The sequence below is a fragment of the Mariniflexile sp. AS56 genome, from assembly GCF_030552475.1.
Taxonomy (GTDB): Bacteria; Bacteroidota; Bacteroidia; order Flavobacteriales; family Flavobacteriaceae; genus Mariniflexile.
The window spans coordinates 247,489-271,104 of the sequence record NZ_JAUPED010000006.1; the positions used below are offsets into that span (position 1 = coordinate 247,489).

The 23,616-nt window shown below is 34.0% G+C and carries 13 protein-coding genes; all 13 read left to right on the plus strand.

The genetic code is table 11. The features are described from left to right. The first annotated feature begins 17 nt into the window (after positions 1–17). The gene (locus Q5N74_RS09640) at positions 18–1,505 is read left to right on the plus strand and encodes an alpha-L-fucosidase (protein ID WP_304388577.1); all 1,488 of its coding nucleotides are present in this window, start codon (positions 18–20) and stop codon (positions 1,503–1,505) included. A 75-nt stretch (positions 1,506–1,580) separates the two neighbouring features. Then, the gene (locus tag Q5N74_RS09645; RefSeq protein ID WP_304388578.1) at positions 1,581–4,715 is read left to right on the plus strand and encodes a TonB-dependent receptor; all 3,135 of its coding nucleotides are present in this window, start codon (positions 1,581–1,583) and stop codon (positions 4,713–4,715) included. A gap of 43 nt (positions 4,716–4,758) precedes the next feature. Further along, positions 4,759–6,177 carry a BspA family leucine-rich repeat surface protein gene (locus Q5N74_RS09650; protein WP_304388579.1) on the plus strand — a complete coding sequence of 473 codons (1,419 nt, stop codon included), beginning with the start codon at positions 4,759–4,761 and terminating at the stop codon, positions 6,175–6,177. Between the two features lie 116 nt (positions 6,178–6,293). Next, positions 6,294–7,160, plus strand: coding sequence for an SGNH/GDSL hydrolase family protein (locus tag Q5N74_RS09655; RefSeq protein ID WP_304388580.1), 867 nt, complete (start codon positions 6,294–6,296; stop codon positions 7,158–7,160). After that, a complete protein-coding gene (locus Q5N74_RS09660; protein WP_304388581.1) occupies positions 7,160–8,641 on the plus strand; it encodes a sulfatase in 1,482 nt (493 codons plus the stop codon). Before Q5N74_RS09655 ends, Q5N74_RS09660 begins: the two co-directional genes overlap by 1 nt. Before the next feature lie 161 nt (positions 8,642–8,802). Further along, on the plus strand, positions 8,803–10,905 hold the full coding sequence (locus tag Q5N74_RS09665; RefSeq protein WP_304388582.1) for a T9SS type A sorting domain-containing protein: 2,103 nt from the start codon (positions 8,803–8,805) through the stop codon (positions 10,903–10,905). A gap of 533 nt (positions 10,906–11,438) precedes the next feature. Then, on the plus strand, positions 11,439–14,762 hold the full coding sequence (locus Q5N74_RS09670; protein ID WP_304388583.1) for a T9SS type A sorting domain-containing protein: 3,324 nt from the start codon (positions 11,439–11,441) through the stop codon (positions 14,760–14,762). A 61-nt stretch (positions 14,763–14,823) separates the two neighbouring features. Beyond that, positions 14,824–16,608 carry an arylsulfatase gene (locus tag Q5N74_RS09675; protein WP_304388584.1) on the plus strand — a complete coding sequence of 595 codons (1,785 nt, stop codon included), beginning with the start codon at positions 14,824–14,826 and terminating at the stop codon, positions 16,606–16,608. A gap of 88 nt (positions 16,609–16,696) precedes the next feature. Continuing rightward, positions 16,697–17,755: a glycoside hydrolase family protein gene (locus Q5N74_RS09680; RefSeq protein WP_304388585.1), complete on the plus strand. Its 1,059-nt coding sequence runs from the start codon at positions 16,697–16,699 to the stop codon at positions 17,753–17,755. Between the two features lie 42 nt (positions 17,756–17,797). Continuing rightward, complete coding sequence (locus Q5N74_RS09685) at positions 17,798–19,363, plus strand: arylsulfatase (protein WP_304388586.1); 1,566 nt, start codon at positions 17,798–17,800, stop codon at positions 19,361–19,363. Positions 19,364–19,407: 44 nt separating this feature from the next. Next, the gene (locus Q5N74_RS09690) at positions 19,408–19,674 is read left to right on the plus strand and encodes a hypothetical protein (protein WP_304388587.1); all 267 of its coding nucleotides are present in this window, start codon (positions 19,408–19,410) and stop codon (positions 19,672–19,674) included. Between the two features lie 27 nt (positions 19,675–19,701). Next, on the plus strand, positions 19,702–20,871 hold the full coding sequence (locus Q5N74_RS09695; protein ID WP_304388588.1) for a putative glycoside hydrolase: 1,170 nt from the start codon (positions 19,702–19,704) through the stop codon (positions 20,869–20,871). Between the two features lie 46 nt (positions 20,872–20,917). Then, entirely contained in the window at positions 20,918–23,602 is a 2,685-nt protein-coding gene (locus tag Q5N74_RS09700; protein ID WP_304388589.1) for a glycoside hydrolase family 95 protein, read from the plus strand. Positions 23,603–23,616: the final 14 nt, after the last annotated feature.

Sequence of the window (23,616 nt, forward strand, 5' to 3'; positions counted from 1 at the left end):
TTATAAATATGATTTTAATGAAACATTCAAAAAAAATAGTATCACTTCTATTGGTTTTTGCCATTATGAGTTGTAAACAAAAGCAAAAGGAGACTGTAGAGCAAAACCTAGAGTTAACTTATGAAGAGATGAATGCATCAAAAGACGTTGCTAAAGAAGCTTTTAACGATGCAAAGTATGGCATGTTTATTCATTGGGGTTTATACTCAATTCCTGGAGGTATTTGGAAAGGGAAAAAGATGGAAGAGTTAAAAGGCCCAAGAGTGGCAGAGTGGATACAATTTGGAGCTCAAATTCCAAGAGATGAATATGCACAATTAGCAACCGAATTCAATCCAACGGAGTTTGATGCAGATGCCATTGCAAAATTAGCAAAAGATGCTGGTATGAAGTATTTGGTAATTACCTCTAAGCACCATGATGGTTTTGCTATGTATGATTCTGAAGTAAGCAAATATGATATAACAGATGCAAGTCCATATCCTAAAGATATAGTTAAGGAATTGTATGATGCTTGTAAAAAGTATGGTGTTGATTTTGGATTGTATTACTCACATAACATCGATTGGATGGATGGGAACGATTGTGGTCTTTCGGAGTATATCGCTTCTGGAGGAGAGATGCACGATAGAGTAAAACGTAAAGCAGGTGTTAATACTTGGGATCCAAGCCCAAATACGTTTACAGAATATTTAGAAAATAAAGCGTATCCGCAGGTAAAAGAAATACTAACCAAATTTCCTGATATGACCACATTATGGTACGATTATCCACATTATGTAACTCCAGAACAAAGTCATGAGTTTTACAAAATAGCTTACGATTTACAACCTAATTTACTGGTGAATTCTAGAGTTGGTAATGATTTAGGAGATTTTGACATACCGGGAGATAATAAAATCCCTAATGATCATTTAGCTATTACTAAGCCGTGGCAAACCGTTGGAACAACAAATAATTCTTGGGGTTATAAGTCTTATGATAACGATTGGAAATCTGTAAAAGAATTAATGTTTTGGTTAACAGAAATTGTTAGTAAAGGCGGGAATTACATGTTGAATATAGGCCCAAAGGCATCTGGTGAAGTTCCTCAAGAATCTGTAGATAACCTGTTAGAAGTGGGTAAATGGTTAGCAGTTAATGGTGAGGCTATTTATAATACCAGAAAATGGAAAGTAACTCATGAAGGTCCAACTAAAATTGAAATGAACGGAACACATGATAGAGCAAAGAAGGGCGATTTAAAATTTGAATTTACACCACAAGATTTTTGGTTTACTCAAAAAGAAAACACGCTTTATGCTATAGCATTGGCATATCCAAAGGACAACGAAAAAGTGATTATCGAAAGTTTAACCAAAGAAAATTTAGCAACAATAGGAAGTGTTACCTTGTTAGGTGATAGTTCAGAATTAACTTGGAAGCAAACGAGTCATGGATTAGAGGTACAATTGAATGAAAAAGAAGTAAATCCAAATGGATACGTTTTAAAAATTGAATACTAAAAGTTGTTTCTAGTAAACCTTTCATTTATTAAGTAACAATGAAACATAAAAAAACTAAACTAAACTAAATATATAATGAGAAAAAAAACAAGCATATTATTTATCTTGATAGTGATGAATACTCTTTTTGCATTTGCACAACAAAAAACCGTAAAAGGTAAAATTGTTGATAAAGAAGGTCAAGTATTAATTGGTGTAAATGTTATAGAAAAAGGAACTAAAAATGGAACTGTTTCAGATTTTGATGGTGAATATTTTTTAGAATTAAAAGGAACTGGCAATCAGTTAGAATTTAGTTATATAGGCTTTAAAACAAAAATTGTAACTGTAGATACAGAAGTTTTAAACATCCAAATGGAAGAAAGTATAAATTCATTAGGTGAAGTTGTTGTTATAGCAGGGTTAAGAGCATCTCAATTAGAAGCTATAAAAGATAAAAGAAATTCGGATGATATCATAGAATCTATTACATCAGAAGACATTGGTACCTTTTCAGATAATAATACTGCAGATGCTTTAGAGCGCGTTGCGGGTGTTCAAGTAGAAAGAAATATAGATGGAACTGGGGGAGATAGAATTTCTATACAAGGTTTAGGGCCAGAATTTGTAGAGGTAACGATTAATGGAAGGTCTCCACTTTCAGCAGGAGATGATGGGTATAGTGGTTTAAGACAGTTTAACTTAGATGTTTTACCAACAGAAATTATTAGTGGTGCTACTGTTAATAAAACTGGTGGCGCAGGAAGTAGTGGTGGTATTGGAGGAAATGTAAACTTTAATACTATCAGACCTTTAGATATGCGTTACAAAGGAGGAAAAAAACTTTTTGGTGTGTTAGCTTCTAGAACAACAGCCACTAGTGATAAACCAGAATTTGGAAGTAGAAATTCAATGGCATTTGGAGGTGAAATTACTGATAAACTTGGTGCATTTATTACTTTTTTACAATCAAGTGAGATAACCGTTCAAAATTCATATGGTCTAGGAATTCAAACACCTAGAGATTATAGAATTGATACAAATGATAACGGAGTGTATGATGAAGGGGTTGATACTTTTTATGCTGCTATTGATGGCACGCATTTTGGACCTGCTAATGGTGGTGCTACTATAAATAAAAGAATAAATGAAAGAATAGCATCGTCATTTGGTATTCAATATAAACCAAATAAGAAACTAGATATTATGTTGGATTATACATACACTAGTTTACAGATTGATTCTCAAAGAGATGCTTTGCAAACGTTTTTTAATGGTTTTTATGGCGAGAACACATTATGGGCACCAGATGCCCTTGCTTTTAATGGATCTCATTTAACATATTTTGACTTAGATGGTGCTGAAAATGCTAATTATTTTATAAGAAGTAGAACAAGTCAGACTAAGAATACAACAAAGAGTGGCTTAGGGGGGTTAAACGTTAGATACAATGCAAATAAAAAATTAAACTTAGCTGCAGATGTATCTTATTCTTCTATTGATTTTGTTGGTCAGGTAGTAAATGCTGGAACTATAATATACAACCAGGATTTCGATGGATTTAATCCTCAAGATTTATCGTTAGATGTAAGAGGAGAAAAACCATCCTTTGGATATCCTAATATATATGATAGTAATGTCTATGCTGATGGCGTTCCAAATATAGGAAATGGCATAACAAAAAATATAGGAAATAAATATCAGGCTTCAATAACTGCAGATTATAAATTAAATAGGAACTTTAGAGTGAATGCTGGTGTAACTTATGATTATAGCGATACTCAATCTAGACGATTTTTAGTAAACTCAAATACTTTTGTAAAAGAAAATGGTACTACTGGGCTTACTGCTGAGCAGTTACAGCTTTATGCAGATTTTATTTCTCAAGAGGATAGAACAGATGGCGTTTTCTTAGAAGGAGGTACTGGTTTAGATAATTGGCTAGCTAGTTCGGGTTTTGCACTTTTTCAAGCAGATCCTGAATTTCGTAATTATAATGGAGGAGAAGTTTTAAATTTTGACAAACATCTTTCAGAAATTCCAGGAGAAACGGATAACGTTGGATTTGATCCAAGTAGATCGTATCAGATTGTAGAAAGTAACCTTAAAGCATATTTGGATATAAGGTGGATTACTAAAATTTTTGGTCGTAAATCAGTTTTTAGGTTTTCGTCATCAGTTGTTAAATATGATAATGCATCTTCAGGATTTTCATCGATTGAGTTTTATGATCCTATAGATGATTCAGAGACTGCGGATACTGGTTTTTCTCAATACCTTGTAACAGATAATACCACCACAAATTTCTTGCCAAGTTTTAATGGGACGGTTGATTTAACTCAAAAGTTAAAATTTCGATTAGCTGCTAGTAAAAGATTATCAAGACCTAGAGTTAGAGATTTACTACCTAACAATACAATTAGATTGATAGATCCAGAATCAGAACTATTAGACCCTAATTCTGAAAACTATAGTCCTAATGATCCTGAATTTCGTAACACAATTACAGCAGGAAATGCTGCTTTAGTTCCTAGAACAGCTTGGTCTTTTAATACTGCTTTAAGTTATTATACTAAAAATGGAGGTATTTTTACAGTGGGTGGCTTTTATAGAGATATTAGAAATAACTCGAGTATAATACGACTGTTGAATCAACCATTTCCTAGTGTAGATCAAATAGGTATTGTAGCTCCTGAAGGATTTGAGAATACCTTGGTTGATATTAGGCAACCTGTAAATAATGCATCCAATGCTCAGGTGTACGGGTTTGAAGCAGGGTTTAATCAAGATTTTAGTTTTTTACCAGGTTTTTTTAATGGTTTCGGCCTTTCTGCTAACTTTACCTATTCAGAAAGTGAATTTGTAACAAACCAAGGAATTGAATCACCACTAGGCTTACCTGGAACATCAAAATATAGTGCAAAAGCAATTTTATATTACCAAAAATATGGTTTTACCTTTAGAGCTACAGGGTCTTATAGAAGTAATTATTTAAGCCGTCTTGGAAGTTTTGGTAATATAGGTCAAGATATAACTCAGTATACGGTTGGAAACGCGGTATTTGGATTAAATGCTCAATATAACTTTGGTAAACATGTAACCTTTAATGCGAGTGTTTCTAACTTAACGGGTACAGATAATCAAAAATATTTAGATAACGATGTAAATAATTTTTTAACTTTTACAGCACTACAACCCGAATATACACTAGGTGTGTTGTTTAGATTATAAAAAATTAAATATAAATTTATTAAAAAATTTAAAATATAAAGAAATGCTAAAAAAAATAATATTATCGTTTTTTTGTTTAGTTATTGTGGCTTGCGAGCTAGAAATACCTAAAACAAATTTAATTATTCTTGATATTGATGCTATTTACACACAAACCGGAACAGCTGTACAGGGAGACCATATCGGTGTAATAAAAAGAGTTGCTTCCGGTACACTAGAAGAAGGGGTTTTTGATTTACTTGCAGAAGAAACTTTAGAGGAACCAACAATAGAAGCAGCAGGTTTAGATGGTTTTACTTTTGAACTTATAGACCAATCTGTAGATAATGCTATTGAGATAAGTACCACAGGTGTTATTACTATAAATGATATTAATGCTTTTGATCCTACTAGATACGACCGTATCATTGTAAATTATGTGGCATTTCTTGAGGGTAAATCTAAAGAAGGTACTTTTTTTATTGATATTATTGTTGATACTACAAATTCTGAATTTATAACAGTATGGAACGTTGAAGCAGGAGATACCATTATACTGCCTTTATATGTAGGAGATGATACAGACTATAATTTTACTATTAATTGGGAGAATACTGGAGATCCAGCAGATGACGTAGCCATAACCTCTTTTGATGATCCAGATGCACAGCATACTTTTGCTGATGCGGGTTTAAAAACCATTACTATAAAAGGCTTAATTAAAGGGTTTAATTTTGCTCAAAATGGAGCTAGTTCATCTAATTTAGTTGATGTTAAAAAATGGGGTTTTATGTATTTTGGAAGTCAACCAGGAGCGTTTCAATTTTGCGATAATTTAGTAGAGTTTACAGCAACAGACAATCCTTTAATAGGAAGTACAACCAATATGCAACTCATGTTTTTTAACGCACGTGCTTTTAATGGTGATTTAACGGGTTGGAATGTTTCTCAAGTTACCTCTATGCATTCAACTTTTAGAAATTGTTTTGCTTTTAATGGAGATATTAGCACTTGGGATGTTTCTTCAGTTACTACTTTGTATAGAATGTTTTTTAATGCCTCAGCTTTTAATAGTGATATAAGCAATTGGGATGTTTCTAATGTTACTGAATTTGGACAAATGTTTAGAAGAGCGGATGCTTTTAATGGTGATATAAGCAATTGGGACGTTTCTAGTGCTACTAGTTTTGGGCAAATGTTTAGACAGGCAGCTGCTTTTAATGTTGATATTAGCGGTTGGGATGTCTCTAATGTTACTGGTTTTGCCTCATGTTTTCTTCAGGCATCAACATTTAATCAAGATATTTCGGGTTGGACAGTTTCTTCTGCTACAGATATGACTAGTATGTTCAATGCTGCTACAAATTTCAGTCAAGATTTATCAGGTTGGGATACGAGTGTTGTTGGTAATTGCGGTAATTTTGATGTAAACTCAAGTTTAACTGAAGATCAATTACCTAAATTAGGATGTTTTTCATTCTAAAGTTTACTATTTATAATACAAAAAAAGTAACACCTTCAGAGCTATATACGCTGAGGGTGTTTCTTTAACATAGTTATAAACTATAATAAGTTAGGTTTAAAAAACTAAAAAATAATATGAAAAGAAGAAATGCTATCAAATTAATGGGATTATTTGGTTTAGCATCCTGTGTGCCCACTAAGCTTTTAAGTCAGGTAGTAAATAACACTTGTGATGTATGTAAAAATGCTTGGGAAAGTTTGGGTAAATTTACTAAAACGCGTTACCAATTTAGATATATAGAACCTATTGCTAGTTTGCCAAAAGTATTTATTTATGGAGATTCTGTTTCTATAGGATATACAGAATATGTTAGAGCGTCTTTAAAGGACAAAGCTTGTGTGTATCGTTTGCACACAAATGGGCAATCAAGCGATTATTTTATTACTCGAATGGAAGTAATGAGGAAAAAAATGTTTGAGCCTTTTTTAAAAGGAGGTTGGGATTTTGAATGGGATGCCATTCATTTTAATGTTGGATTACACGATTTAAAATATTTGGCGGATAATAAATTAGATAAGAAAAACGGAACACAAGTTTCAACTTTGAAAATTTATGAAGAGAATTTGCATAAGATTATCAACTACCTTAAAACCACGTATCCAAAAGCAAAGTTAATATTTGCGACAACAACTCCAGTACCAGAAGGTGCAGATGGCAGATTTGCAGGTGATTCTATAAAATACAATAACGTAGCATCAAAAGTAATGAATGAATATCCAGAAGTTATTGTAAATGATTTATTTACATTTTCAACACCTATTTTAAAGGAACATGGTGTAAAAGCAGGAGACGTTCATTATAAAGCAGAAGGTTCACGTTTACAAGGAATTCAAGTTGCAAAAAAGATTGGAGACGCAATAGGAGTAACACCTATCGATTGCCCTTCAACTGATGTTATTAATGCACAATTTAAAGCATACGAAACTAAAAAGAAGAAATAATGAAATATAAAAATATTTTATTCATTGTAATGTCATTTTGGCTTTTAAGTTTACAATCTTGTAACGCTCAAAAGCAAAAAGAAAAAAAGCCAAATATCATTTTCTTTTTTACCGATGATCAATCTTATGATACTCAAAGAGACTTCGGGAATCCAGATGTAAAAACGCCAAATCTAGATGTTTTAGCAGATAATGGGGTATTATTTCAACGTCACTACAATACTACAGCAATTTGTATGGCTAGTAGAGCGAATGTCATGACAGGGCAATACGAGTATAAAACAGGATGTAATTTTGATCATGGTTCTTTAGGTACAAAACAATGGTCTACGTCGTATCCTGTATTGTTAAAAAAAGAAGGTTATCGAGTTGGTTTCGCTGGCAAGTTTGGTTTTTCTGTTTCCGACACTAACGAAGGTTGGAAAGATGAAGGTGAAGTAGCGAAAGCAGATTTCGATTTTTGGGGAGGCAGCCCTGGACAAACGTCCTATAAAACCATCGAGAATGAATCGATGGCTAAATACGCTATAGATTATCCGCATAGTAGTCGAGCTTATGGAGCTGCCACTATCGATTTTATAAAGGGGTCTTTGGACAAGGAGCAACCTTTTTGTATGAGTGTCTATTTCAAGGCACCTCATAAACCAGCAGAACCAGACCCAGTTTTTGATTCTGTTTATGAAAATACAGTTTTTAGAAAATTACCTAATTACGGAAGAGAAGCAGGTAAACACCTTGCAAAACAATCTAGAATGGGAAGGCAATACCCAAGATTTGAGACATGGGGATATGATAAAGAAGATACATACCAAAAAGCTCTACGAAAATACAATCAGCTAATTTATGGTGTAGATTATTCTATAGGCATGGTTTTAGCAGAACTAAAAAAATTGAATATAGATGATAATACCATCATAATTTTTTCTTCTGATAATGGATACTTTAACGGCTCACATGGCTTAGGTTCTAAAGTGCTTCCTTACGAGGAAGGCGCTAGAACGCCGCTTATAATAGTTGATCCACGTCAAAAAAATAAAGCTGTAAAAACGGCATCTTTATCAGGTAATGTAGATATAACTGCAACAATACTTGATTATGCAGGTGTTGCTATTCCATCTATATACGATGGAAAAAGTTTAGTTCCCATTGTAGAAGATCCAAAGAAGCAAGTAAGAGCATCACTTCCCATTGTTCAAGTTTGGGGACCAAAAGCGACACATTGCTTAACAGTTATGGATAACCAATATAAATATGTGTATTGGTATTATAAAGAAGAAGGGAAGGGGATTTATCCTATAGAGGAACTTTTCGATATAGAAAATGACCCTTATGAAATGGTGAATATAGCTAAACTATCAGAACATAAAATTCAGCTAGATAAAATGAGAAAGCTTTATGATATACAGTTAAATCATTGGAAAAGTGATGGTGTAAAATATAATGGTTATGAAAAATACGAATCATTATTCCAAAGACACTAGTGGTGTAAAATAAACTTTATTCAATAAATAATTAACATAAAGCTAAAAAACTAAATTTAGGAGAAACATTATAACCACATGCTTACTTTCTTTGCCTTTTCTCAACAGAGAACTATTAAAGGGAAAGTGCTTTTCTGAAATAGATTGACTAAAAAACAAATATGAAATCATTTTTATTAATTATTCTTCTGTTTGTAAGTTTCTCTTTTTTCTCACAAGAAGAAAATAAAGATATTTTATTAATACACGCGGCACAGCGTGATTCGCAAAATGGTGTTTTCCCTTCTACTGGTAATGAGACTTATTATGATCAATTGATTCAGATGAGTAATTCAGATCTCACTATGGAATACATAGCAGAATATTTACAAGGACTGTTATCACTTACAGATAACTATTCTGATATGCAAGTGGACGTTAATAGTGAAGGTTATGCTAACTCACTGGTAGATATTTACTATGATCCTCAGTTTGCAAGTGTCAAATCTATGATTATTAATGGCGGTTATAAATATGTGATCTTCTTTGATTCAGAGCAGGCTTATACCTACCCAGAAATCATGTATGAGGCCTGTAAACAGTTTACACAACCCATTCTGGAAGCTGGAGGTACGCCTATGTTAATGATGAATTACTCATCTTATGTTACTGATGTTAATCAATTAGGAGAGTTTACCTATCGCGCAGCAAATGGAAATGGAATAGAAGTGATTCCCGCAGGTTATGCTATAGATGAGGCTGGTTTACAAGGAAGAAAAGTTGGTGACGAAAGAGCTGAACAGGCTATGATAAGTGCAAGTGCTATTTATAGAAAAATTACAGATTTAGATGCAGCTGATGCTAATTACGTACCCACTTATGAACATACCAATATAAACCCAGCTTCTCAATACACATTATCAAACACCAGAATCACTCAACTAGCTAATTACGCTACAACTGCTGTAGATACTCACAAAACGGTTAACCATTATAGTACCAGTTATGAGAATGATGGAGCTGTGGTCTATCGTAATCTTAATATTGCAAGTGCACCATTTAATAATGAGGTTAAATACTTTTACAAAGGAACTAGTACTCATGATTTTACAAAAGATAGACTTAATACCATTATTGGTAATTCGTTTACAGCTACAGAAAGAAAATTGAGTAAGCAAGTATTTAATACAAGAGATTGGACTGTTGATGATACAGCTCTTAGAGCAACTCTTTTTGCAGAGAATGCTGATTTAGGTGTGTTTTTATATGTTGGAGGAAGTGATCCTGATGCTGATGCTCAGGATATTATCAATTCAAATCAAGCAAACATGATACCTCTTGTTTTCGACTGGATAAAAGGTTTTGATAGCGCCAGTGGTATTACTTCAACAGCAAATGCTCTTAATAATGAAGTTTGTGCTGCTTTATGGTATAACTATCACTTTAGAGGTTGGAAAACAATTCCACTTACAGTAGGTATGGGGAGATTAAATGAAACCTTTTCAAATTTCATTGCTTCTGATGATGCCATACACATTTCAGATCCACTTGTTTATATGAATGCTTCAATGATGATTGCATCTTCCATGGGAACGGAATTACCCATCCCAAATAATTTACCAACAAGAAGAGGAACTTGGACACAAACACAACTTGAAACTGCAATTGAAATAGGTCATGATCTTATAAAAGAATTGGCGCATATGTCTGAAACATTTAATTATGTTCCAGATAGTGATCTCTTAATTGGAACTAAATCCATTCCTAAAGTTGTAGTAAATGAAGCATTTAGTTATCAATTAATTGCGCTTGGAGGTACAGGTAATTATACTTGGGAGCTTATATCAAGTGCACCACTTCCTGATGGATTATCACTTTCTACTGATGGTGTAATTTCTGGTACTGCAACTACTAATTTCGAATTTCAAAATGTTGCTTTTAAAGTAACCGATGATGTTGGTGCATTCAGAAAAGTTGGTTTAAACCTTTTGTCTACTTTGGATGCATTAAGTATTACATCGATAGATAATGCTTCTGATAAAAATATGTTCATTTACCCAAACCCTATTAATAACAAGGAGTTAAATGTATTGTTTACCAATAAGTTAATTAATAGTATTAAACTCGAATTATATACCTGTGACGGTAGGCGTTTAATTCAAAAAAACTATAGCAGCACTGAACAACACCTAAAAGTGAATGTAATTAATATTCCTTCAGGTATTTATTTCCTGATGATAAAAACAGGTAATACAATCAATACAGAAAAGATAATTATAAAATAGAATATCCGTCTTATGTTAATGTTGTTAATTAATTCGGTCAGCTTAATTATCGGGCAGGATAATAACTTAATAACAGTAGATGCCTTGTTAGAAATTGGCATAGAGTCAAAATCATATTATAGTTCAATATTTAAAAAAGCCATAGCGTATAACCTTCAGAATTAATAATAAAATAATGATTGATATGAGCAACTAACTCATGTAAACCCTTTAAATTTCAAGGCTTTTAGGTTACTCTAATCAACTTGTCTGAATCGCCCAAACGTAAAGCACGATTAGAGTAAAAGTTTATCAGGTGTTATCTTTTAAATTTATTAGATTTTAAAACTTAAAAACATATCTCGAATACTCAAGTTTAAAAGCATTATGTGCAATAAGCATAAGGAAAGTAGTGTCTAAATCTTTTGGATTTATGCTAATAAAAGTAAAAGCAGGAAATCAAATATTTGTGGACGAGAAGCCTAAGTTTTCAACTTAGAAACAATAAAATTATTATGGTTAGCATAAAAAAAAATATCACAATATTCTGTTTTATGTTTTTATTAAACAATATAATTCAAGCTCAAGTGTTTTTCGATGAAACATCGTCAAACGAAATAAAGTCTATAGAAGGAGGAGCAACTTGGAGTAACTCATCAAGTGGAGATTTTGTGTATAACAATAATGGATCTAATACTCAAAATAGAGCATTATTGTATTCTACATCAGCCTACAAATCTGAAGATGGATTTAAGCTAACGATTGAATATACCACAGGGTCAATAGGAGATATTGCTGGACATAATTTTTCTTTTGGTTTAATCAGTGATGAAACGGACCTATCTACCTATACAGGATTTAACCCTTTTAGAGCAGATGAATCAGTTTACAGTATTGGAGTCAATCTTACAACTGTTGGTGATGAAACAGCAAGAGGGTTAAATTTTACCGATGGAACGGAACGTATGACATTGGATGAATCTGGAACTAGGGCACAGTTTGTTGCTGGAGAAACCACCAAGATTTTCATTGAGATTGGGGAAGGTGGCTTTTGGTCCTACTACATCAATGATGTTTATGAAGCCTCTGGAGCCATAACAGAAGCGATTGATTTGAGTAAAAGTTATCACATGGTCGTTTATGCACAAGGTGATAATGGTCTAGAAAAGTCAATTCAATCCATAAAATTAGAAAAGCAATACGCTCCAGGAGAACGTGCATTGGATAAGCGAGGCAATTGGTCTGCAAATGTGTCTTTGGTTACAGATCCAGATAAATTACTCAGAACTGTTGATTTAACAGGACCAACAGGATATAATTCTGGAGCAACACAATCTCCTCTTCACGCTGTTCAACATAAATTACTAGAAAGACTTGCTCTAGAAGGCGCAGATGGTAATGCAGCCCCTATTGATTTGATTACACCTGCTTGGGGAGATTTAAATTCAGATACACCAGATGATGACTTTTATCTTGATGAGATATTAGCAATTAAAGCCAGAGGTTATAAAGTTTTGGGATATACTAACAGTAAAAATATGTTGGGAGTGAGTGGTGAAGACTATAATGAAATAGTAAGTCGTTGGAAAGAATGGTGTGACACTGATCCCGAAGCACAAGCTTTTATTAATAGTCAACCTTATCATACAGGTATTTGGAATACAAATACTCAGCAGTATGAAGATGCAACAGCTACATTTCCAGATAGAAAGTATATGTTTTGTTATGCCGAGTTTGTTATAAAAGATTATTCTTTGAGGTATAACAAACACTTTAGTTCTTATCAGTTTGATGCCGCATCTACAGTATCCTCAATTGGAGGCGATAATGCTACCAGTGGTATTATAGAGGAGCAAAGAATTTATCAAGCCTTTTCAAACGCAGCTCGTGCAGGTAATCCAAACCTTGCCGTTTGTTACAATATTGGTCGTAGCTCTGTAAATTACAATAGTTTCCCTTTTGCACCAGCTGTACGATTTGAAGATTATACTTTTGGACATGCATATGGAGGAAATACAGATCATGGAAATAAAGAAAATGGAGCATATGACAGAAATTATAATCATATTACTCGTATCATGGAAACTAACGGCTATGTGCACGAAGGAGGAGGTTGGACTTGGGATGATAAAATTATAGGAAATTTTCACTCTAAATTATCTACAACTGCTTGGGGAACTGGACCTAATCCAGGATGGGAAGAAGATGATATAGTGCGGTGGACATGGGAAGCGTTAAACGCTGGAGGTTCAATGGTTTGGTCAGGTTCTTTTACTACCCTAACTGGGGACCATATAGAATATAGGCCTTGGGCTTTTGATTTGCTAAAAGCAATAGATGATTATTTAGCTAAATACCAATATCCAGACACCCCAAACTGGGCAAAAGCATATACAATCTTACCGCCAGCTTATATAGGGCAAGCTTACTACCATACTCTTATGGAAGAAATAGATTTTTGGGATCCGGAAGGCGATGATATTACAATGTCATTAATTACAAATGCCCCATCATGGTTAACTATTAGTGAAGACCCGCAAAATCCTGGACATTGGATATTGAGTGGGATACCTAATGAGGATTCAGAGACGTTGCATAACTTTGAATTAGAAGCTACAGATGTTAATAGTTTTAGTGGAGTTAGAGATGTCGTATTACAAGTTAATGAAGGTGTTAGTGATTTGACAGATCCGGGCGATGGAACTCCTGTTTGGATATCAAATCCAATCGAGGTTGATCTTTCTAAATTCGAAGAGCTTGGATTTAGCCTAACCCGTGGCGTAGATTTTGAAGATTTTGATGGAGATGATTTAATTTTAGAAATAGTAGGTGATGCTGCATGGGTAACATTACAAGAATTAGCTCCAAATGTTTGGAGTTTAGATGGTGCTACGGAATGTTCAGGTTTATATGAATTAGAGTTGACATTAAGCGATGGTTTTAATACAACTTATACTACGGTGGCTATTAATGTTGTAGCACCTCAATTTCTTGATTTAACTATGAAAACTATCAGTTCAGCATCTTGGGAACTTTCAAATGATGGTCAAGTTTCAGAAGCATATACTTTTAGTAGTGCTTCACAATATTGGCGTAGAGCAATACTCTATTCTACGGAGTCGTTTCAATCAGAAGAAGGTTTTGTTTTAACGGTAAATTACAATACAGAAGTTATATCTGATACTGGAGCACATAATTTATCCTTCGGACTTGTAAGTACAGATACAGATTTGGAAAATTATCAAGGCTTAGATCCAGTTGGTTATAACGGTATAAATCCATTTGGGAGTGATACAAGTGTATATAGTCTTGGAGTAAATTTAACCTTAGATTTAGGAGCAACAACGCGAGGTCTTAACTTTACAAATGCAAGCACAGTTGCTAATCTAGATGTTTCAGGAACAAACGTACAATTTGTTAATGGCAATGTACCTACAGAAGTTACAATTAAGATTGGTGAAAATGGCGCATGGAGTTACTTAATAGCTGGAGTAGAAGAAGCTTCGGGTGTAATTTCAGGAGGCTTTGATCTTACAAAAAGCTATCACGTTGTTGTTTATGGGCAAGATGATAATGGTGGAGGAAAAACAATTAATAGTGTATCCTTAGATACGTGTTCAGGAGCTAGTGGAAATCTTTCAGTAGATGACATATCCATATCAAACAATTTTAAGTTATACGGTAACCCTATTTCAGAAAAATTTGAAACAAACCAAATATCTGATAAAACGATTATTTATGATCTAAACGGAAGAATTGTAAAATCATTTAACGCCATTACCAATAGTTTTGATGTTTCTGAGTTAAAAACGGGTATTTACATAGGCAAGTTTAAGATAAAAGGGCAAATAATTAACAAAAAAATCATTAAAAAATAAGAAAATAAAATTGGCTTCAATATTTAATTTAAAGAATTTTCCAAAGAAAATCTGAGATTAAATGAAAATAAATAAAATATATCAAATGATTCTAAATAAAGGGATAGTGATTGTAGTGGTAATAGCACTTGGAGCATGGTATTCAGTTAAAGAAAAAAAGGAAGTTAGTGAACTAAAGGCTAAAAAACCTAATGTAATTCTGATTATGACCGATGATCAGGGGTATGGAGATTTGGCATGTCTTGGAAATCCGATTTTAAAAACACCTAATCTGGATAAATTACATAGTGAGTCGGTAAGACTTACCAATTTTCATGTAAGTCCATTTTGTACACCATCAAGAGCGGCGCTTATGACTGGACGTTACCCAGGCAGAACTGGAGCATACCGTACTAGTAGTGGACGTACCATGTTACATACCGATGAGAAAACGATAGCGAATGTGTTTTCAGAAAACGGGTATACTACCGGAATGGTTGGGAAATGGCACCTTGGAGATAACGCCCCACATCGACCACAAGATAGAGGGTTTCAGGATGTAACTTGGCATAGATGCGGAGGAGTTGGTCAAGCTTCGGATTATTGGGGTAATGATTATTTTGATGATACCTATGAAAGAAATGGAAAATTTGAAAAATTTGAGGGGTATTGTACCGATGTATGGTTTAAAGAAGCCATTGATTTTGTAGATAAGAACAAAGAAGAGCCATTTCTACTCTATTTGGCTACCAACGCACCGCATGGACCTTATATTGTTGGTAAGGAATGGAGTGAACCTTACAAGGAAAAAGCTGATTGGAAATGGGGGCCTGAATTCTATGGTATGATCTCCAATTTTGATTATAATCTAGGTGTTCTTAGGGATAAACTTGCCGATTTTGGAATAGCTGAAAACACTATTTTGGTGTTTATGACTGATAATGGTACTGCAAAAGGAGGAAGCTTTAAAGGACTGGATTCAGAAGCATTAAAGGGGTATAATGCTGGTATGCGGGGTAAGAAATCTTCGGTTTATGAAGGAGGTCATCATGTACCATTCTTCATTTATTGGCCTGCAGGAGGACTTCAGGGAGGGAAAGATGTTGATGCACTTACAGCTCATATCGATGTATTGCCGACATTGGCTGATTTATGCGAAATACCAATTTCAGACTCGCACAATCCTGATGGAATATCTTTCAAACCAATTTTAAATAATTCAGATACTACTAAGAAGAGAGAACATCTAATTGTTCAATTTCAAGGAGGACCATATTTCGATGGTTCACCAAAAGCGTGGGAGCATACATGCATAATGAAGGATAACTGGCGACTAATCAACGGAACAGAATTATATGACATTCAAAAAGACCCTAGTCAAAGAAAAGATATCTCTTCCTCTAATCCGAAAAAAGTAGAAGATTTACGAAAATTGTATCCATCGTTTTGGAAATCAGTTTCACCACGTATGACACCTGTTTCTATTGATCTTGGAAATTCGGATGAGAATCCTATAATCTTGTGTTCGCAAGATTGGTACTTGCCAAAAGGAAACCCACCATGGAATTTTAATTCAATCAAAAAATTGCCCTCAGTTACAGGGCCATGGATGGTTAATGTGAAAGAAGCAGGTCTATATCGTATTACGCTTCGCCAACTTCCTAAAGAAGTAGATCAAGTGATTGAGGCGGTACGTGCTAAAATACAAATAGCGGGAAATGAGCAGGAAATAGTGGTCGATCCTGGAAGTAAAGGTGCTGTTTTTGAGTTGGAACTCCCAATAGGAAAAACGGAACTTATTACATATCTCTATACGAAGGAAGGAAAAATGGGAGGGGCTTATTTTACAGAAGTTGAAGCACTATAGGGTGAGACGACTTTATGGCCTTACTATGGGACAAGGGTTTTCGAAAGTAACAAAGTTATCAATTTTATAAATAACTTATGAAATAAATATGGATAGTAAACAAATAAGACCTTATTTAAAAACAGTAATTAGTTCAGTCGTTTTATTGATGCTGTTTGCGTGCAAAAAGGATTTAACAATTAAAGAATCTTCTTTTAGTCAATCATTAGTGCCTGAAAAATTTATTCTGTCAGCAGAAGAAGGTTGGTGGAATTGGGGAATGGCACCTATTTACGATGAAAAAGGAAAACTACACGTTTTTATGTCTACCATTCCTAATAGTGGTCGTTGGATAAAAGACAGTAAAATTGTTCATTTTGTAGCAGATGCTCCTGAAGGTCCCTATCAATTTGTTGATACTACGTTTTCGAGTCCATCAGCAACCTATCACAATCCACAAGTGTCAAAAGTAGGAGATAGCTATGTTATGGTTTATTTGATAAAGGACAGAACAACGCCAAGAATAGCTCAACAAATTGGAATTGCAACTACTAAATCTTTAGATCAGTCATGGATTGAAAGCCCGCACAATCCAATTATAAAAGCATCAGGAATTATGGACGGAGCTCCTATTATCCATGCTTCCAACCCAACTTTTTTGGTAGATGAGGATGGACAATACAGAATCTATTATAAGTCTGTAACGGATAAGTACAAACCGAATCAGTTTAGAGAAATTTCCTTGGCAATAAGTGATAATTTAGAAGGTCCTTATGAAAACTACAAAAATAATCCACTAATATCTTATGCCGATTTAGGGTTAGATATAGAAGATCCTTATGCTTTTTATTACAAAGGAATGTACTATTTAATTGTTGAAGATCGAATGGATGTAAAAAGTGCTTTGGAAGGAAACTCTAAATCTTTAGGGAAAAAAGAACTAGGAGGAAAACGTCCAGGATTAATTTACAAATCAAAAGACGGAATACATTGGAAAAGACCTGAAATAGGATACAACACCAACACCCATTATTTTAATCGAGAATTAGCTAGAAGTGAACGTCCTAATATTTTATGGAAAGATGGGAAACCAGAGTATTTGTTTTTGGCTTGTCATGATGAAGACCCAACGGCAGGGTATTTTTTGAAAATAGAAGATTGGAAATAAATGACTCTGAGCGATTATGAACAAATTATCAAAATAAATATAATGAAAAAGAATATTAAAATTTTATTAGCCATTTTATTTGTTGTGTCAACTTCAATTATAAATGCACAAGAAAAAACACCCAAGATTAAGTCGCCAAATATTATATATATATTGGCTGATGATTTAGGCTATGGAGATGTACAATATTTTAACCCATTAGGAAAAATATCAACTCCAAATCTTGATGAAATGTCAAAAAATGGAGCCGTATTTACGGATGCACACACGTCATCATCAGTATGTACACCCACTAGATATGGGATATTAACGGGTCGATATAATTGGCGATCTAAGTTGAAAAAAAGTGTTTTGAATGGATATTCAAAGTCTCTCATAAAACAAGAGCGTATAACCATAGCAGAAATGCTGAAAAAGCAAGGGTACAATACAGCTTTTATAGGAAAATGGCATTTGGGTTGGGATTGGTCATTAAAAGAGAATGAAAATGTTGAGAGTAATATTAAAAAAGTAAATGGTAACACAGTCGATTTTAGTAAGCCTATTCAAAATGGTCCAAATTCTCATGGTTTCGACTATGCTTTTGGTTTTTGCGGTTCACTGGATATGCCACCTTATGTATATGTAGAAAATGGTACACCTACAATAGTGCCAACAAAATACACAAAATCAAAAGGTATGAAAATGTGGAGAAATGGTTTAACATCCAATGATTTTTCTCACAATGATGTCTTGCAAAATATAACAAATAAAGCAGTTAATTATATTGATAAAAACGCTAAAGCAGAAAAGCCGTTCTTTTTATACCTTCCATTACCTGCACCACATACACCTATATTACCTACAGAAAAGTTTTTAGGGAAAAGTAATACTAACATTTATGGAGATTTTGTAATGCAGGTGGATGATGTTGTTCGTCAGGTTCGTGAGATCCTTGTTCAAAAGGGAATTTCAGCAAATACACTTGTTGTATTTACGAGTGATAATGGTTGCTCACCTAAAGCAGACTTTAAAGACTTAGCTACATTTAATCATTATCCAAGTTCTGTGTTTCGTGGGTATAAGGCAGATATTTATGAAGGAGGTCATCGCGTTCCTTTTATAATTGAATGGCCAGCTAAAGCATTGAAAAAAACAAGTTTTGATAACATGATTTGTACTACAGATTTTTTTGCTACTTGTGCAGAAATTACAGGTTACAAATTGAAGGACACAGAAGGTGAAGATAGCTTCAGTATGTTAAGTCTTATTACAGGTGAAAATGATAAAGATATTCGAGAGTACATAGTCCATCATTCAATTGATGGTATGTTCGCTATCAGACAGGGAAATTGGAAACTCTCTTTTTGTCCAGGATCTGGTGGATGGAGTGATCCAAGACCAAGATATATCAGAAAGAATAAGATGGACTTGCCGCCAATGCAATTATTTAATTTAAAGGATGATATTGGTGAAACTAAAAACTTAATTGCTGAATATCCTAAAAAAGTGATACAATTAAAAACGGCTTTAAAGAAAATAATTTTGGATGGAAGAAGCACGCCAGGTGCAGTTCAAGAGAATGATGAGGTAGAAGGTTGGTCACAAATTAATAGCATTGTCAATTAATAACGAGTTATTAAAACCATGTTTTTAAATAAAATTAATTTAGAATGAATTTGTATAAAAATAAAATAGTTGGGAGTCTCTTCGTTTTAGGATTATGTTTGTTCGCTAAATTATCAGCACAAAATTTAATAAAACATTCAGAAAGAACAATTCATCCTTATTGGCCATCAAAAACATGGCAACTTAGGGCTGATGATATTACGACCATTAATCTTGCCATGACACCAGATGTAACTAAGGATCATCCTATTTTTAATCAAGAGTGTATTGAAATTATAAAACAGGTGCGCAAGGCAGTAAAAGGATATTAGAATAATAACACTTATTTAATCATAAAAATGAAAAATACAAAAATTCTTATAACGCTATTATTCTGTGTGGTTTTCACAGGGTTTAGCCCTGCTATTTCACAAGTAACCTATAAAAACAGTGATGGAACTGTTTTTGTACCCAAAAATTTTTATCCAAAATTTAGTTGGGAAACAACACCACAGTATTTTATGTTTCAAGATAAGAACCGCTTATTAACTCCTAAGGAAGTTGCATTTATAGCACCTCGTACCGATTTTATTTGTATAGAAAAATCTCACGGTAAAAAACGACTAGGGTCTGCTGAATTAGGTGCTAAAGAGGAAGCTAAAGCTTTTAGAAAGGCAAACCCTGATATTAAAGTATTGTTTTACTTTAATGCTGCTTATGCCTGGACGTATACTTCTTATACCAAAGATTTTTCAGAGAAAGGTGTTGAGAAACACCCAGAACTAAAAAAGTTTTTAATAACAAATAAAAAAACAGGAAAGCTGGCAGAACATTTTGGAGCTTTTTGTTATGATTTATTAAATCCTGAATTTCGTGAATGGTGGGTAGAAACAGTTGCCAAAGGAGTTAGAGAATCTGGTTGTGATGGAGTTTTTATAGACCAGATGCATGGAAATAGTAGGTTTCGTAAAGAAGATAAGCCCGAAATTGAAATTGCAATGGGTGAAATGATGGCTGCGCTTAAGGAGAAAATGGGAGCTGATAAAATATTATTAGGGAACAATGCCAATAATAAAGATGCAGGATATGTGTATCCTGTTTGTGATGCTGTAATGTTTGAAAACTATTCGGCTTCTAGATATACGAAAGAAAGTTTACTAAGTGAGTGGGGGGATATGTTAAAGAATGCTAAAGAGGGAAAAATATCTGTTTTCCGTCTTGGAGTTGATGGAGCAGGAAGAGGACATATTAAGCCTAATATGCCCGAACTGTCTAAAGAGAAGTTGGAATTTGCTTTAGCTTGCTATTTAATTGGAGCCGAACCTTACTCGTATTTTATGTACAGTTGGGGATGGAAATTGGCCACAGGACCTTTAGTAGATTATCCTGAATTACAAAAACCTCTTGGTGAACCAAAAGGTGGATATATAAGAACCACTTCAGAAGGTTGGGAGTTTACACGTGAGTTTGAACATGCTAGTGTTTGGGTGAATACAGAAACAAGAGAAGCTAAAATATCTTGGAAATAAGAAAATTAGTTTTAATTAAAATAGAAAAATTTAAAATAATTAAAAAATGAATAAAAAATATAGGATCAATTTTTTTGTTCATCATCTGTTAATGGTGATGATTTTTAGTGCCACTATTTTTGTACATGCTCAAGAGAAGGTAAATGTAACCAACTCTGATAGTACTAAAAAAATACTACGCCTTTGGTACAACGAAGCTACTCCGAATACTGACAAGGGTTGGGTGAATCGTTCCATCCCTATGGGTAATGGTTACATGGGGGTTAACGTTTTTGGGGGTACAGCAACAGAACGTATACAAATTACGGAGAATAGCTTATATGATAATGGTGAAAAGGATAAAGGTTTAAAACGTAGAGGGTTGAATAACTTTGCTGAAGTATTTATTGATTTCAATCATAATAAAATCAAGGACTACAAACAGGAGTTAAACCTAAACAAAGGACTTTCATTTGTGGAATATGAAAATGATGGTGTAAAGTACAAAAGAGAATATTTTACTAGTTATCCTGATAAAGTGATGGCAATCCGTTTGAGTGCCTCAAAAAAAGGAGCATTGTCATTTACATTACGTCCTACCATTCCGTTTTTAGGAGAAGGTAAGTCTGGTTCTATATCTGCAAAGGGAGATGTTATTACACTTTCTGGTATTATGGAACACTATAAAATTATGTACGAGGGACAGTTTAAAGTGATTCCAGAAGGAGGGAACTTAAAGACCAATAAAAATGGAACTATTGATGTTTCTGATGCGGATAATGCAGTAATATTGATTGCGATTGGAACTAATTATGAGTTAAACTCACAAGTGTTTTTGACTGAAGATACAGCACAAAAACTTGCAGGATTTCCGGATCCACATAAAAAGGTGACTTCTTATCTTGAAGATGCAGCAGCTAAGTCTTATGACAAATTGTTAAAAAATCATCTAGCGGATTATACAGAATTATACGGTAGGGTGAATTTTGATCTTGGAGCTGTGGAACCGAATATACCAACAAACCAATTGGTGGATATATATCCTAACAAAGCTTCTAGTAAATATCTTGAAGAACTTGCTTTTCAGTACGGAAGATACTTACTCATTTGTTCTTCTAGAAAAGGTTCACTTCCTCCTAATCTTCAAGGAATTTGGAATGTTTACCAAAGACCACCATGGTCTTCTAAGTATTTGCACGATACAAACGTACAAATGGCTTATGCACCAGTTTTTTCTACCAATTTGTCTGAGTTGTTTGAATCTTATACCGATTATTTTAAAGCATTTGAACCACGTCAACGTTTGTATGCAACAGAATATGTTAATCAGTATAATAAATCTCAGCTAGATCCGAATGGAGACAATGGTTGGTCTGGTCCATTTTGGAGTAGCCCTTATGATGTGCCTGGTAAAAATAAGGTGGCTGGTTTTGGAACGGGTTCTTGGATTGGGCTACTATTTTGGGATTACTATGATTATACTCGTGATACCGATTTATTAGAGAAAAAGGTATATCCTGTCATTTACGAACAGGCAAACTTTGTATCTAGATTCGTAACCAATACAGAAGGTATTTTATTAGCCAACCCTTCTTCAAGTCCAGAACAAAAATTAAGAAATACGGTGGGAACTACATTTGATCAACAAATGTTCTATGAGAATCATCATAATGTGATAAAAGGTGCTGAGGTCTTGGAAAGATCAGATGCTCGTTTGTCTACATTTGAAACTCAATTACCATTGTTAGATCCTATTCACGTTGGGAAATCAGGACAGATTAAAGAGTTTCGTCAAGAAGGGTTTTTTGATGATTTGGGTGATCCTAGTATCAATAAGATAATTGATACTAACCATCGTCATGCTTCCATGTTATTAGGATTGTATCCAGGAATATTAATTACAGATAAAACACCTGCATGGTTAGATGCAGCTGAAGTTAGTTTGATAAAACGTGATCATAAAACCAATATTGGTTGGGCACGTGCAGAAAGAATTGCTATGTGGGCAAGAGTTCACGATGGTGAAGAAGCGTATTCTTATTATCAAGAATTATTAGGTGAAAACTACATGCATAACTTGTTTAATGATCACAGAGGAGGTCAATTATTTCAAGCCGATGCCAATTACGGTGCTACAGCTGGGGTAGCCGAGATGCTATTACAATGTCAAGACTATGTAATATCTCCATTAACAGCATTACCTAAAGCTTGGTCAGAGGGTAGCTATAGCGGTATGTTGGCTCGTGGTAATTTTGAGGTTTCAGCAGCATGGTCTAAAGGTCAGGCGAATGAGTTTAAGGTGTTGTCTAAATCAGGAGGTGTTTTAGAATTTAGATATCCAAATGTTTCCAAGGCGATGATTAAAACATCTGAAGGTAAGAAAGTTAAATTCACACAAAAAGATAGTGATCAAGTGAGTATTGAGACAATTGCTGGGAAGACTTATGTAATCAATGCCATTCCGCAATATATTCCTGTTGCATCACCCTCTAAGTTGAAAATAGAAAATAATGAGAATCAAATTAAACTTTCATGGAATGCAAGTAAAGATGCAGTATCGTACAATATTTATGGTGCAGTAGGTAATGCATCAGATTATAAGCTAATCGCTTCTAAAATTGTAGATACTGATTTTAATTATAATACTTCTGACCTAAAACAGTTTAGCCAGATGACGTTTAAGGTTAAAGCAGTACGTAATGATGGACGTGAAAGTGATAAAGGAGCCACAGCAATATATCTATTGCCTTAATAAGTAAAAGAAAG

Coding starts and splice junctions, on each gene's coding strand:
- Q5N74_RS09685 (WP_304388586.1), top strand. CDS start 17,798: ATGAAAAAGAATATTAAAATTTTATTAGCCATTTTATTTGTTGTGTCA.
- Q5N74_RS09690 (WP_304388587.1), top strand. CDS start 19,408: ATGAATTTGTATAAAAATAAAATAGTTGGGAGTCTCTTCGTTTTAGGA.
- Q5N74_RS09645 (WP_304388578.1), top strand. CDS start 1,581: ATGAGAAAAAAAACAAGCATATTATTTATCTTGATAGTGATGAATACT.
- Q5N74_RS09695 (WP_304388588.1), top strand. CDS start 19,702: ATGAAAAATACAAAAATTCTTATAACGCTATTATTCTGTGTGGTTTTC.
- Q5N74_RS09640 (WP_304388577.1), top strand. CDS start 18: ATGAAACATTCAAAAAAAATAGTATCACTTCTATTGGTTTTTGCCATT.
- Q5N74_RS09650 (WP_304388579.1), top strand. CDS start 4,759: ATGCTAAAAAAAATAATATTATCGTTTTTTTGTTTAGTTATTGTGGCT.
- Q5N74_RS09655 (WP_304388580.1), top strand. CDS start 6,294: ATGAAAAGAAGAAATGCTATCAAATTAATGGGATTATTTGGTTTAGCA.
- Q5N74_RS09670 (WP_304388583.1), top strand. CDS start 11,439: ATGTTTTTATTAAACAATATAATTCAAGCTCAAGTGTTTTTCGATGAA.
- Q5N74_RS09660 (WP_304388581.1), top strand. CDS start 7,160: ATGAAATATAAAAATATTTTATTCATTGTAATGTCATTTTGGCTTTTA.
- Q5N74_RS09665 (WP_304388582.1), top strand. CDS start 8,803: ATGAAATCATTTTTATTAATTATTCTTCTGTTTGTAAGTTTCTCTTTT.
- Q5N74_RS09680 (WP_304388585.1), top strand. CDS start 16,697: ATGGATAGTAAACAAATAAGACCTTATTTAAAAACAGTAATTAGTTCA.
- Q5N74_RS09675 (WP_304388584.1), top strand. CDS start 14,824: ATGAAAATAAATAAAATATATCAAATGATTCTAAATAAAGGGATAGTG.
- Q5N74_RS09700 (WP_304388589.1), top strand. CDS start 20,918: ATGAATAAAAAATATAGGATCAATTTTTTTGTTCATCATCTGTTAATG.